The organism is Blautia sp. HA9023 (assembly GCF_056504095.1).
Map to the genome: position 1 here is coordinate 113,258 of NZ_JBWLUR010000003.1, position 13,659 is coordinate 126,916.

Consider the following 13,659-nt stretch of genomic DNA (forward strand, 5'->3'; position numbering starts at 1 on the left):
GTGATCCGGAAGATGAAACGGGAAGATTCCGATCTTCCGATCCTTGCCATGTCAGCCAACGCTTTTCTGGAAGACCGGAGAAAATCTCTGGAATCCGGCATGAATGGACACATCAGCAAACCGGTAGATTACGATGAAGTACGCAGGATCATCGGGGAACAGCTTTGGGCAGTAAGGAGCCATTAAATGAAAAAAATAACAAAAAAGAAAACGTTAACGGCTGTAACAGGAGCTACGGTTATTGGAGTTGCCGCAGCTGCTTTGATAAATGGATCAAAACTGGATTCGGTATTCAACCCCGGTAAATTCGAAAAATTCGAAAATAATTATAAATCAGAAGAATATGATTATGTGGCCGGTGATGGAGAAGAAACAGACATTGCCGGTGATAATGTAAAGGATAAGCAAAAAACCAGCGGAGACGATCTTCAGGTACTTCAGCTGAAAAAGCAGGAAAATGGAGATCTGAAGGACAACAGCAGTTTTGGGATCACAGATAGTGCAAATGATCAGAAACAAGATGATTCCGCAGATTCACAGAATAATGAAAATGCTGCAAATGGTGTGGAACTTTCTCAGGCCGATAATACAGATAACACAGAGAAAACGATCCAGAACAGTAATGGCGCCAACGGAAATGGCAGTTTTGTAAACAAGGCAGGGAATGGAAACGGCTCCGATGGAAACGGCAGTGGTGGAGGAAACTCACAGACCAAAGTTACAGGTACTCCTACACCGACTCCAGGTACCGGAGGAACTCCCACGGTAACGCCAGCTCCCACCAGTGCGCCGGTTTCAACACCAACGCCTGCGGCAACGCCAACGCCAACACAGGCTCCGGCAGAACCAACTCCGGCAGAGCCCACTCCCATACCTGCGACACCAACGCCAACACAGGCTCCTGAGACACCAACACCAGTGCCTGCGACGCCAACGCCAACTCCAAATCCGTGGAAGACGGATAAAGATACAGTAATAACGGAAGATGGAGAACTTGTTAAGCTGAGTGCGGAAATTACAAAAGAATATTATACTTTCGGAGAAACTTATCAGGCAGAAGACGGCATAGTTACAGCAACCTTTAAAAAAGACGGCAAAACAAAAGAAAAAGTTCTGAATTATGGAGGCCCTGACGGATATAGTGTAACGCTTCCCACGGTTGAGGCAGGAGGACGGTTTGCTACATTTTCTTACAGAGGAATGTCTGCAAGCGCATATTATACCGTATTGAAAAGTAATCTGGTACTCAATTATATGGTAAGCTATTCCAATGATAATAAGATCTATTCCCAGAATTTTCCGGGAACAATGCTCGAAAACAGCAAAGGAGAGGAGTTTTACAGTGCTCTGAAGAAATATACAGAAGTTCCATATAATTATGCCAAGAAGGGAAAGTATGTAGATCTTGTGGAGGTACATAAGCGGTATATTGCGGTCTTGGGAGATCCTGCGATCCAAACAGCTTTTCACAGCGATGAAGCGCAGAATATCAGTGCCAACTACAAAAATATTGTATTTCTTGAGAATAAAGATGGTTATCTTACAAATATGCTCCAGGGATTCCGGTGGACATCTTCCAATACCCTGATGGATACAGAAAGAGCGTACCTCTATTATCCTGTCGCAAACTGGGATTATTTAACCAGAAATGTGGTGGATTATATCAGCGAGGTTCCGGATGGATATAAGATCCGCCGTGTGACAGAGAATGAAGGAACAGTGCAGTATACAGCAGATCAGGTCCTGGAAAAGTACACAGGTACAGATTCTGTGCTGACAGTTCCCATGGGAGTTACCAAAGTAAAGTTAAATGAGAAAAACACATCCGTAAAAACATTTGCCATTACACAGGGTGTACAGGAAATGGATATCTCCTCAATCAGTGAGAATCTGCCGGATCTGCAGGAGTATCAGGTGGCAGACGGAGATGAACTCCATGTGGATCTCAGTATTTCTGATGGTATTCTTTACAGCAGGGACGGAAAAACACTGTTGTCAGTTCCGGCAGGAAGAAAAAATGTGGAAATCCCGGCAACCGTCACAACACTGGGAAAGGGATGTTTCGATGGCCTGTCAAAAGATGCTGTTGTCACATTTAAAGGCGAAAATCCACCTGTGCTGAAGGGGGAAACCGGTTTTTCAGGAACCATAAAGGTTGCGGATTCCCGGTACGATCTGATCTGCAAGAATTATATGTTCGCTTTTGGAAAAGAATGCGGCAATCTTGTGTTTGAAACAGAAAACGGACAGAAGGATCTTTATACATATGACAGTGAACATTCAATTTTGCTTGAAAAGAACGGAGATGGGGTTCTGGCAGCTATTCCGCAGAAGACACATGGAGAATATACAGTACCGGAAAATGTGAGATCAGTCGGAGCAGGAGCTTTTGCGGACTGTGGTTTCCTTACGGATATCATTCTGGGAGAAAATGTTGAAGAACTGAAAGAAAACAGTATGGTGCTTTCAGGCCGTGTGGTTTCGGTTACCGTGCAGAATCCGGATCTGAAGATCACAGACCATATTTTCGGTACTTCCGGTACTGATAAAGTAAATCTGGATCTGAAGATTTATGTGCCGGGGGAGGATTATGAACGTATGCTGGAATCCTGGGGCAACATTCTTGATCCTATTTACGGAGAGGGAACTGCCAGGGCACTGTTATATACAGAGAACAGCAGCTATATCTATGAGGATGGAGCGAAGTATCAGCAGATTTTTACAGAGGGAAATATCGCCTATCGTCTGGTGCGGGTTTATCAGACCGACAGGACCGCATTTCGGATCAAGGAGGGAACGGTGGAAATTGCATCAGGCGCCCTTTATGGATGCGATGATCTGGAAATTCTTCTGATCCCGGAATCCGTAGAAACGGCAGGAGAGGATTTCCTTGGGAATCTTAACAGCCTGGAAATGGTTGCATCTGAAAATAAAACACTTTTTAAGAAGGAAACCTACGGTGCGTCATCCGATGTGGAGATCCTGACAGCTGGAGATGAATTTACAGGTTTTGGATGGGATGACGGAATCCTGTATGGAAGTACTGCAGATGGATGGACACTTCTCAATGTGCCGACAGATTATACAGAACATGTAAAAATATGGATGAATACGACTGTTCTTTATAAGAATGCAATGAAGGACTGTGATTTTCCCAACGGATTTCATATACAGGATGATATGGCACTTCAGAAAATCGGAGATTCCTGTTTTGAAAACTGCAAAGGAGAGTTCTATTATGACTTTACCGGCTGTCTTAATCTTACAGAAATCGGAGACTATGCATTTCGTAACTGTGTCAATGCACCGAAGATCATTGTGGAAAATAGTGTGAAAAAGATTGGAAAGGGTGCCTTTTATAACTGTACTGCTCTGGAGTCAGTTACTGCGCCAGGTGTTGTGGAGATCGGAGATGAAGCTTTTTACGGATGTGGAAGTATGATGAAGACAGATATTTTTTCATCTGTAGAAGTGATAGGTAACAGTGCTTTTTACGGCTGTTCCGGCCTTACAGAGGTGGTTCTTCCGGAAATTTTAAGCAGCATGGGAGAAAGCTGTTTCGAGAACTGCACCATGTTAAAAAGGGTGGTGCTGGACGGAACGCTTCAGGGAATCAGCCGGTACTGTTTTTATGGCTGTCGTACACTGACGGATGTCGTATTCCAGGATTCCATGACAAGGAGTGGAACACTGCAGGGAATTGGCGTGCGTGCTTTCGGTATGTGCACAAGCCTTGAAACAATGGATTTCAGTGAACAGACTACCCTGGAAGTTATGGGAGCAAGTACTTTTGAGAACTGTATAAGTCTGACAACCGTAAGGCTTCCGGAAAACCTGGAACAGATCCCGGATTATTGCTTTGAAGGCTGTGAGAACCTTTCCATCCTGCAGACCAAAGCAGACCATGTAACCGCTCTGGGTGAAAATATATTCGGAGAGCGGGAAGAACTGCCGAAATTTCTTCATATCTGGGTAAAACCGGAGATGGTGGAAACTTATCTGAATGCATATCAGCCAGTGATTGATCCGGTTTACGGCGAGGGTACAACTGCTCAGGTTCTGGGTGAGATCAATGAGAAACAGGAGATCATCAGGGGAGTACTTTTTGAAAATACAGAAGAAGGCCATGTCCTGAAAAAAGCATCCACAGAATTAAGTGGAGAATATGTGCTTCCGGAAGATACCGTGGGTATTGCGGAGGATGCGTTTGAAGGATGCGATAAAATAACAGCATTTTATACTGCAGAGGGAACCAATGTTGCGCTGGGTGACCGTTGCTTCAAGGGCTGTACCGGTCTGCAGCTGGTGAGACTTCTTGGAAATATTACAGAATGGGGCGATGAGACCTTTATGGACTGTACCAGCCTTGTGACGTTAAGCCTTGGCAATACAGGCGCTCAGATCCCACGTATCGGTACCCGCGCATTTAAAAACTGTACGTCACTGGCCAGGGAGTCGCAGATTGAGATCCGTGCAGCGATAAATGTCTATGGTGAGGAATGTTTCGCAGGCTGTACTTCTCTTGCTGCGGTTGCATATACAGTTGTTGCGAGAGGTTCCCTGCAGGTGATCGAAGATGGTGCTTTCCGTGACTGTGTCAGCCTGAAGGCACTTCTGACCTCTCAGATAAGTTCTCTGACTTATATCGGGGCTTATGCCTTTGCCAACTGCGATACCCTGAAACAGCCGGCAGTTCCCGCAAAAGTGACCCATGTGGGAGAGGGCTGCTTCATGGACTGTGATAATATCCAGTATGTAAGTTTTTATGGAGCTATCGAAGAATATCCGAAATATTGTTTCAAAGACTGTACGAAACTGATCCGTACAGGTGGTACGGCTGCTGCGTTTAACGGTCTGAAGCGGATCGGTGAGGAGGCGTATGCAGGCTGTGCATCTTTAAGCACCTCTACAAGCTGGAATCTGGGAAGATATGCCAATCTGGAACAGATTGGAGACAGGGCTTTTTACGGATGCAGTGCGATGTCTGACCAGGTATTGGATGCGAAAGGTAATTTTGTGCAGAATGTCATACTGACAGGCAGTCTGAATCAGATCGGAGCGTCTGCTTTTGACGGATGCACTGCGATGCATAAACTCTGGCTTCAGGCAACACAGCCGCCGGTATTTGGAGCTTTTTCCACCAGCAGTATGGCGGAAGATTATCAGATCCTTGTGCCTGACAGCCAGGAAGACGGTGACAGCATTTATAAGACATATCTGGAAACACTTACCGGAATCCTCGGAAAAGATGAAGCATACCGGATCCTGGACTCCTTTTCTGATGGTGCAAAAGCACGTCAGGCAGCAGCTATTTCCGAGATCGAGATCACGGTGCCCGGGGATGGAAGTGCTGATACAGTGGAAGCAGCAGGAACAACAGAGGAACAGGAGACACCGGGAGTGATCGAGGAAGTTCCGGAAAATCCACAGCCGGAAGAAATACCGGAAGAAGAACCGGAAAAACCAGAGGAGCCGGAGCCATCAACCGATGAAAATATTTCTGATGGATCATCGGAGAAAACATCTCAGGAACAGACAGAACAAAGTGAACAGACGGAAGAAAGCATCACTGCGGTACAGCAGGCAGAAAGCGGAAAATTAACAGAAGAAGCCAAGGAGAGGGAATCATGATCATAGAACAGTCAGAGCAGGTAATGAAAGAAATCAAAAAGGTATTTATCGGAAAGGATGAGATCATAGAAAAGGTACTGATGGCTATTTACGCAGGTGGTCATATCCTTCTTGAAGATGCGCCGGGAGTAGGAAAGACAACCCTTGCCCTTGCTTTTTCAAGAGCACTTGGGCTTTCTTACAAACGTATCCAGTTTACACCGGATACCATGCCTTCCGATATTACCGGATTCAGTGTATACAATAAAAACACCGGTGAACTGGAATATAAACCAGGAGCTGCAGACTGTCATCTGCTTCTTGGTGATGAGATCAACCGTACTTCTCCGAAAACCCAGGCAGCCCTTCTTGAGGTCATGGAGGAAGGCAGTGTTACTGTAGATGGTATTACCCATGTGCTTCCGAAGCCATTTATCTGTATTGCCACACAGAATCACTACGGAACTGCCGGAACTCAGGCACTGCCGGAATCTCAGATGGACCGTTTCATGGTGCGTTTAAGCATTGGTTATCCGGAGAGAGACAGTCAGGTACAGATTCTGAAAAGCAGAAGAGGCAGTGGCGATATGGATCTGGTGAAAACGAGAATGAATCTGGATGATGTAAAGGAAATCCAGGGATACTTGTATTCTATTCGGATCGTAGATGAAATCCTTTATTATATTTCTGATCTCTGTGCTGCAACAAGAGAGCATTCCATGGTAGAGCTTGGTGTCAGTCCACGAGGCGCGGCAGCACTGGCGCAGCTGGCCCGTGCCCGTGCTGTGCTGCGGGAGAGAGATTATGTTGTTCCGGATGATGTACGTGAGATTTTTGAGGATGTATGTGCACATCGTCTGGTTATGAAACCGCAGGCAAAGATCGAGGGCATCACAGCACATGATGTACTGAGCCAGGTTCTTAAAGAGGTTCCAGGTCCTGCATTTGGAAGGAAGCAGAAATAATATGCGTAGATATCGAATCTGGTACGGGGCGGCAATGGTGGCTGCCCTGCTAATTTATATCATATCCAACCGAAGTGAAGCACTTACGGTTCTTCTGTGTCTGGTTGTTGTGCCGGTCCTCTCTTTTGTGATCGAACTGGTAAGCTTAAATGGATTTAAAATGGAATATAGTGTAAAATCTTCCTGTCATGTTGGACAGGAGATTCCCCTGGAAATCCGGATAAGCAAAAAAAACAGGGGCCCTCTTGGAAGGATCCAGCTGAAAATTCAGATTAAAAACACGATGTATGGAGAAGAAAAAACGCAGACAGTGATCCTATGTGCTTCCGAAAAGAAAAACGCGCAGTTTCAGCACCTGATCAAAATGGAAAACTGTGGATGTGTCAGGATCACGGTGTTACATGTGAAATGCTATGATCACCTGGGGATCTTCTGCTGGACCAGACCAGGCGCATCACAGAAGGAAGTGCTGGTGTATCCGGCGCAGCTGCAGTTAAATACACAGCTTCTGCGGCGGCCTGAAACGATCATATCCGGAGAGCTTTATGACCAGAACCGAAAAGGGCAGGATGTAAGCGAAGTGTCAGGGCTCCGGGAATATGAAAAAGGTGATTCGCTGGGAAGCATTCACTGGAAACTGTCTTCCAAGATCGATACTCTGGTTGTGCGGGAGTTTGGCTATCCGGCCAATTATAATATTCTGGTCTTATATAATGTAATGGCAATTTTCAGGGAAAACGAAATTTCCAATCAGCGCAATGATGCAGTCCTTGCTTTTACGTCTGCTCTGAGCCGGAGTATGGTAGAGCGGAATCTGGAGCATAATGTTGGCTGTGCGGCCGGAGAACTGCAGGATTTTCCGGTTTATTCTCTGGCAACCTGTGAACAGATGGTGCTGAATCTTCTGTGCCGTCCTGTTCATGAGAAGAATGGCAGGGACTCTCTGTATCGTTTTCTTCAGACAGATATCCGGCGCAAATATACCAAGATCATTTATATTACACCGGAATATGAAGAAAGCGCAGCACGACAGCTTTCCAGAGAACTGGATCTTACGATCATTCAGGTAAACCAGGGCGACGGAAAAGAATATATGGCAACAGAGGGATATTCCGTCATCCCTGTGGATGCAGAAACTTACCAGAAAAAAGCATATAACATTGTAATATAGCCGGGGAAGAGAAGATGAGCATGAAAAAAAATGAGATTTTTGTTCTCAATGAGACAGAAGAGAAAAAAAACAGAATATCGGAACCGGTACTGATTTTTCTTGTGCTGGCAGGAATCCTGCTTTTTCTGAGGGATTTCAGTTATTCTGTGTGGTGTCTGGCTGTTGCTTTTTTTGTTGGTGCAGTGGTGACAGTACTGTACTGTATCACTGAAAGATCGGAAAAAGCGGCAGGGAGAATGAAGACAATATTATATGTTTCCGGGATCGCACTTTTTCTGGTAACAATTACGGTCACTACGCAGGGAATCTTTTATCTTGCAGACTGTTTTCTGGGAATGTGGAATTCCCGTTTCGGAACGGAGGCAACGCTGTTTGCGGTGGGAAGCAATGCAGGGATTGGCTCCGTGATCCTGTGGGCTTTGTTTGCGGAAGCAGTAGTTTCGTTTCTGTTTTCCCAGGTTAAAAAGAATAACATCTATGGAATTATGATTTTTATGATACCATCTGCTGCATGTGGCCTGATTCTTGGAAGCAGCAGTATGTGGCTGGCGGTTCTTTTATCGCTGGCAGGATTTTTTGGCGTTTTTATTGTATACAGTACCAGAGGACGGAATTTTGGCCTGAGGGGAATTTCTGCGATCGCATTGATCGCTGTAGTTGTGGGCGTTGTAAGTTTTCTTACAGGAGGATATCAGAAATCCGTAAAGCTGGAACAGTGGAAGCAGAAAATCTCCGCAGATGTTGAGAAATTCCGTTATGGTGAAGATTCACTTCCGCAGGGAGATCTGAGAAAAGAAGCGGAACTTCTTGACCGGGAGGAAGAAACACTGAAGCTTACAATGAACCAGCCACAGGAGTTGTATCTTCGTGGATTCGTAGGAGGTTCTTATGATGGCATGCAGTGGAATGGGATTCCGTACTCTTCATACGAAGGAGAATATGAGGGTATGCTGCGCTGGCTGAAGCAGAACAGTTTTTCGCCGCTGAGCCAGTTTGCGGTCTACGATAAACTGAATGCTCAGGCTTCCGGAAATAACTCCGGTTATATGCAGGTGTCCGTCGAAAATACAGGCGCATACCGGAAATATGTATATCTGCCGGCTGTAGCAGAAGCGTGGGAGAACGGTGTGGAGCACAAAGACTGGAATGTGGAATCCAGAAGCTTTTTTGGTGCACGCAGATATCAGTTCCAGGTATCAGAAGGAGAGGCAACTGCAGATAGTATGATTCCCGGAAACTGGCTTGAAAATCCGTCTGACAGCAGACAGGAAAGTTACGTAAAAGCAGAAAATGTTTATCATTCATTTGTCCTGGATTCTTATACAGATATCAGTGATGAGCTGAAAGAAAGGATCCTGGCGGAATTTTTTGCAGAGGATCAGGATCCGGAAGAGATGGATTTCGACGAACTGACAACGCAGATCCGTCAGGCTCTGAGAAATCATATACGATATACAGATATTCCACAGGATATGCCGGAAAACGAAGATATGGTAAACTGGATTCTGGATGGTCAGAAAGAGGGAAACGCCGTTGCCTTTGCTACGGCAGCAGTTATGGCCTACAGGGCAGCCGGGTATCCGGCCAGATACACAGAGGGTTATCACTTGTCTGATATGGATGCACAGGCAGCTTCCGATGCAGGCGAAAAGGAGGTCATACTTACCACAAAGAATGCACATGCCTGGGCAGAGGTTTATATTGCAGGTCTTGGCTGGATGCCGGTAGAAGTTGTGCCGGGACTGTACACAGAGACTTATACAGATCAGCTGGTTGAAGGGAAGCCTTCTTATCGTGTCAACACAGTCCGTGATGAAAACGGTGCGGATACAACAGATCAGGGTACCGGAAACGGAACAGGAAAGTCTGAAACCAAGGTAATCGAGAAGCATACCTGGAAAACAGTTCCGGGTGTGATCGTCCTGGTTTTATATGGGCTGTTTCTTCTGTATCTTATTCTGGAACTGCAGAGAGCGGCCAGAATAAAAATGCGGAAAAATCTGAAAAAGAAATATGCTGCGAAAGGGCAGCTGGTAGAATGGTATGTAGATGAAATAGAGAATCTTTTTGCCATCGGTGGTGTAAAGGGTGATCTGACAGATCCGACAGCGCTCTTTGAAGAAGTGAAAGTGTGCTTTCCGGGAATCCGCGAGGAGGAATATTTCCGTTCAGGAGGCCTGATCCAGAAATATCGTTTTGGTGGAATGGAGCTTATGCCTCATGAACTGCGGGTGCTCCGTGGAATGACAGAGCGGTTCCGGCAGTGTCTGTATAAGAAACAGCACTTCCCGGGAAAACTGAGACTGCGTTATTTTTACGCACGGTAGAACAGATATCGGATAAAGAAAGGATAACTGATATGATAAATGAAAAAATTGTAATTGAGGATAAAACGGCTGATTATAATGAAGCTTATATTGAAACTTATTTCTGGCAGGAGTCAGAAGAACTTTATCTGGGACAGAAGCGACCTGCGATCGTGATCTGTCCGGGTGGAGCCTATGGTATGACTTCAGATAGGGAAGCGGAGGCGATTGCCGTGCGTTTTATGGGAATGGGATATCATGCAGTGGTACTTCGTTACAGTGTAGCACCTGCCAGATATCCGGTGGCTCTCCGACAGCTGGCAAAAACCGTAGCGCTTCTTCGAAAAAACAGTGAAAAGTGGCATATTGAAAAAGATAAAATCATTGTATCCGGCTTTTCCGCAGGTGGCCATCTGGCTGCTTCCCTGGGAGTATTCTGGAATACAGAGGAACTTGCGAAGATTACGGAAATGGATAACCAGATGATCCGGCCGGACGGCATGATCCTGAATTACCCGGTAATTACCTCCGGAGAATTTGGCCATGAAGAAAGTTTCCGCAATCTTCTGGGAGATCGTTATGAAGAACTGAAAGATCAGATGTCCCTGGAATTCCAGGTTACGGAAGATACACCCAAAACCTTTATCTGGCATACTTTTGAGGATCAGACAGTGCTGTTGGATAATACGCTTCTCTTTGTTCAGGCACTTTATAAAAAGGGGATTCCGGTGGAGTATCATGTTTTTCCACAGGGACCTCACGGGCTTGGTCTGGCAAATGAGCTGACTGCCAACGAAAATGGCAGAGGAATTGTAAGAGCCTGTGAACCATGGAGTGAACTTGCCGGAAAATGGCTGAACCGGGAATTTCCATGGTGGGGCGGCGCAAAGATCGACCGATAAGATGAGACTTGCAGCAGGCGGGAAGACCGGCCGAAGAGAGAAGAGGAATGGAGATGAGAATTAACCGGGATGGACTACTTAACCCATAATGTATCGGTAAATCTAAAAAGAATCCGGAAATCCAAAGGAATGAGCCTGGATGTGGTATCTGAGCAGACCGGAGTCAGCAAAAGTATGCTTGCACAGATTGAAAAGGGAACTGCCAATCCTTCTCTTGGAGTTCTTGGGAAAATCACCAGTGGTCTTCGGATCCGTTTTCAGGAACTGATCCAGGCACCGCCTCTGGATTCCTGCCTGGTGCATGTGCAGGAGATGGTTCCTACCAAAGAGGTAGAAGGCCGGTATAAAGTCTGGACCTGTTTTCCCTATGAAGATAATCAGCTGGTGGAGATCTACCGGATCGAGATTGAAGCCGGACAATCTTATATCAGCGGTGGCCATGGAGAAAAAACAAGAGAATATATTTCTGTGCTGCAGGGGGAGGTAACGGTGGAAGCTGAGGGTGTTTCGCATCTGGTAACAGCGGAAGATGTGCTTCGCTTTGAAACGGATCAGATTCATACATATCGAAATAATGGAAAAGGAAAAGCGGTTTTTTCTGTGACATTTCTGGATTATCACTGAATAATATGTTGCAGCTGCGTCAGATAAAATATCCTTTTTACCGGGAAACTGGTAGAGAGGGTATTTTTTTATATGTGCACGGATATGGCTTGACAATATCTCCCTGATTTTGAATAAACAGTATATAACACTTGACAACAGTTATACACTGTTATATACTGTTTATTAATAGGAGGACAACGATGAATATTATTATCAGTCATACATCTATGGAACCCATCTATGAACAGATCGTCAGACAGATCCGTGCGAAGATCATAGATGGTTCACTGAAAGAGAAAGAACCACTTCCATCCGTCCGGACACTGTCAAGAGAGCTGAAGATCAGTGCGCTTACAGTAAAAAAGGCCTATGATTTTCTGGATGAGGAAGGAATGATCGTTACCGTTCATGGAAAGGGCAGTTTTGTGGCGGAAGCCAACCGGAATCTGCTTCGGGAAGAACGGCAGAAAGAAGTGGAGGCGGATCTGGAGAATGCGATCCAGAAAGGACGGTCAGGAGGCCTTTCTGATGATGAGCTCCGGGAAATGTTTCTTTGTATTTTGGAGGATCTGAAATGAAGAGGGAGGTTCAGATATGTTAGCAGAACTTACAGAGGTCAGAAAACAGTATGGGAATTTTCAGCTGAACTGTACCATGCAGCTGGAAGAAGGAAGGATCACAGGACTGATCGGCAAAAACGGTGCAGGAAAGAGTACCGCGTTTAAAGCGATTCTGGGACTGATCCATGTGGATGATGGGACAGTCCGGATTATGGGACAGTACAGTACCGGACTTACGCCTGCACAGAAAGAGGAAATCGGGGTCGTGCTTTCCGACAGTACTTTCAGCGGATATCTGACTGTAAAGCAGATTTCATATATCATGGAAAAAATGTATCACAGATTTGACAGAGAAGATTTTCTGGAAAAATGCCGGAAGCTGTCCATTCCTCTTAATAAAAGCCTGAAAGAATTTTCCACAGGAATGCGGGCAAAACTGAAAGTTCTTCTGGCACTGAGTCATGAGGCAAAGATGCTGATCCTGGATGAGCCGACTGCCGGTCTCGATGTGGTGGCAAGGGATCAGATCCTGGATCTTCTGCGGGTATATATGGAGCAGGAAGGAAGAGGAATCCTTATAAGTTCTCACATTTCTTCGGATCTGGAAGGGCTCTGTGATGATCTGTATATGATTCATGAGGGGAAAATTGTTCTTCATGAGGACATGGATGTGCTTCTGGATCAGTACGGACTTCTGAAAGTGGAGAAGAAAGATTTTTCGGATCTGGATAAAAGAGGAATTTTCCGGGTGGCAGAAGAATCCTGGGGCTATAGCTGTCTGACCAATGAGAAGCAGTTTTATCTGGAAAATTATCCGGGACTTGTTGTGGAGCGAGGATCAGTGGATGAGATCATCTCCATGATCTCGAAAGGAGAAAAGTTATGAGAGGATTTTTGCAGAAAGATATAGAACTTTTGAAACAGAACCGGTCTTTTCTCGGGCTTGTGATAGTAATGGTTATTTTTTTCGTTTGTATAAGAAATGATGCGTTTGTTATTATCTATCTTGGGATGATGGGAGGTTTTCTTTCAATTTCTACGATTTCCTATGATGAGGCAGACCGCGGAATGGGATTTCTTATGACGCTTCCGGCGACCAGAAAGACCTACGCCATAGAAAAATATATCCTGGGTTATGGTGTGAGTTTTTTGCTTCTTTTGACAGGATTTGTGGTTTCCGCAATTGCAAACCATTTTCATGGTGTGGCTATGGAGCAGGGAGAATGGATGCTGACCTGCGAGACAGGAATCCTGATCGTAGCTTTGATTCTGATTTTGCTGATACCGGTTCAATTGAAGTTTGGTGTGGATAATGGTAGAATTGTAATGGCTGCAGTATTTGGTGGAAGTTTTGGTCTGGCTTATCTGACGGCAAAAGTTATGCAGAATTTTGGCGTGGATCTGGATCAGCTGCTGTATGAGGTACAGAATCTGGGGATTGGAATGATCACCCTGATCATTGTAGTATTTCTTGGGCTTACTTCTTATATTTCCTGCCGGATCAGCATCCATATTATGGAGAGAAAGGAATTCTGATAA

At 45.4% G+C, this 13,659-nt stretch carries 10 protein-coding genes; all 10 read left to right on the forward strand.

What is annotated here, in order from left to right; translation table 11 throughout:
• Window positions 1-12: 12 nt before the first annotated feature.
• The gene (locus AC04Q6_RS02580; protein ID WP_476389507.1) at window positions 13-186 is read left to right on the forward strand and encodes a response regulator; all 174 of its coding nucleotides are present in this window, start codon (window positions 13-15) and stop codon (window positions 184-186) included.
• Window positions 187-5,631, forward strand: coding sequence for a leucine-rich repeat domain-containing protein (locus AC04Q6_RS02585; protein ID WP_147343298.1), 5,445 nt, complete (start codon window positions 187-189; stop codon window positions 5,629-5,631).
• Complete coding sequence (locus tag AC04Q6_RS02590; protein ID WP_021978198.1) at window positions 5,628-6,575, forward strand: AAA family ATPase; 948 nt, start codon at window positions 5,628-5,630, stop codon at window positions 6,573-6,575. The genes AC04Q6_RS02585 and AC04Q6_RS02590 overlap by 4 nt, the downstream gene beginning before the upstream one ends.
• A gap of 1 nt (window position 6,576) precedes the next feature.
• Window positions 6,577-7,746 (forward strand): DUF58 domain-containing protein, encoded by a 1,170-nt coding sequence (locus AC04Q6_RS02595; protein WP_118168563.1) that lies wholly within the window; start codon window positions 6,577-6,579, stop codon window positions 7,744-7,746.
• Window positions 7,747-7,766: 20 nt separating this feature from the next.
• Window positions 7,767-10,073: a transglutaminaseTgpA domain-containing protein gene (locus tag AC04Q6_RS02600; RefSeq protein WP_476389508.1), complete on the forward strand. Its 2,307-nt coding sequence runs from the start codon at window positions 7,767-7,769 to the stop codon at window positions 10,071-10,073.
• Window positions 10,074-10,105: 32 nt separating this feature from the next.
• Window positions 10,106-10,954: an alpha/beta hydrolase gene (locus tag AC04Q6_RS02605; RefSeq protein ID WP_021978195.1), complete on the forward strand. Its 849-nt coding sequence runs from the start codon at window positions 10,106-10,108 to the stop codon at window positions 10,952-10,954.
• 69 nt (window positions 10,955-11,023) lie between these two features.
• Window positions 11,024-11,578, forward strand: a complete 555-nt coding sequence (locus AC04Q6_RS02610; RefSeq protein WP_021978194.1) for a helix-turn-helix domain-containing protein — start codon at window positions 11,024-11,026, stop codon at window positions 11,576-11,578.
• 182 nt (window positions 11,579-11,760) lie between these two features.
• On the forward strand, window positions 11,761-12,138 hold the full coding sequence (locus AC04Q6_RS02615) for a GntR family transcriptional regulator (RefSeq protein ID WP_021978193.1): 378 nt from the start codon (window positions 11,761-11,763) through the stop codon (window positions 12,136-12,138).
• Window positions 12,139-12,154: 16 nt separating this feature from the next.
• Window positions 12,155-13,006, forward strand: a complete 852-nt coding sequence (locus AC04Q6_RS02620) for an ABC transporter ATP-binding protein (RefSeq protein ID WP_119247911.1) — start codon at window positions 12,155-12,157, stop codon at window positions 13,004-13,006.
• Window positions 13,003-13,656 (forward strand): ABC-2 transporter permease, encoded by a 654-nt coding sequence (locus AC04Q6_RS02625; protein WP_021978191.1) that lies wholly within the window; start codon window positions 13,003-13,005, stop codon window positions 13,654-13,656. Before AC04Q6_RS02620 ends, AC04Q6_RS02625 begins: the two co-directional genes overlap by 4 nt.
• The last annotated feature ends 3 nt before the right edge of the window (window positions 13,657-13,659 follow it).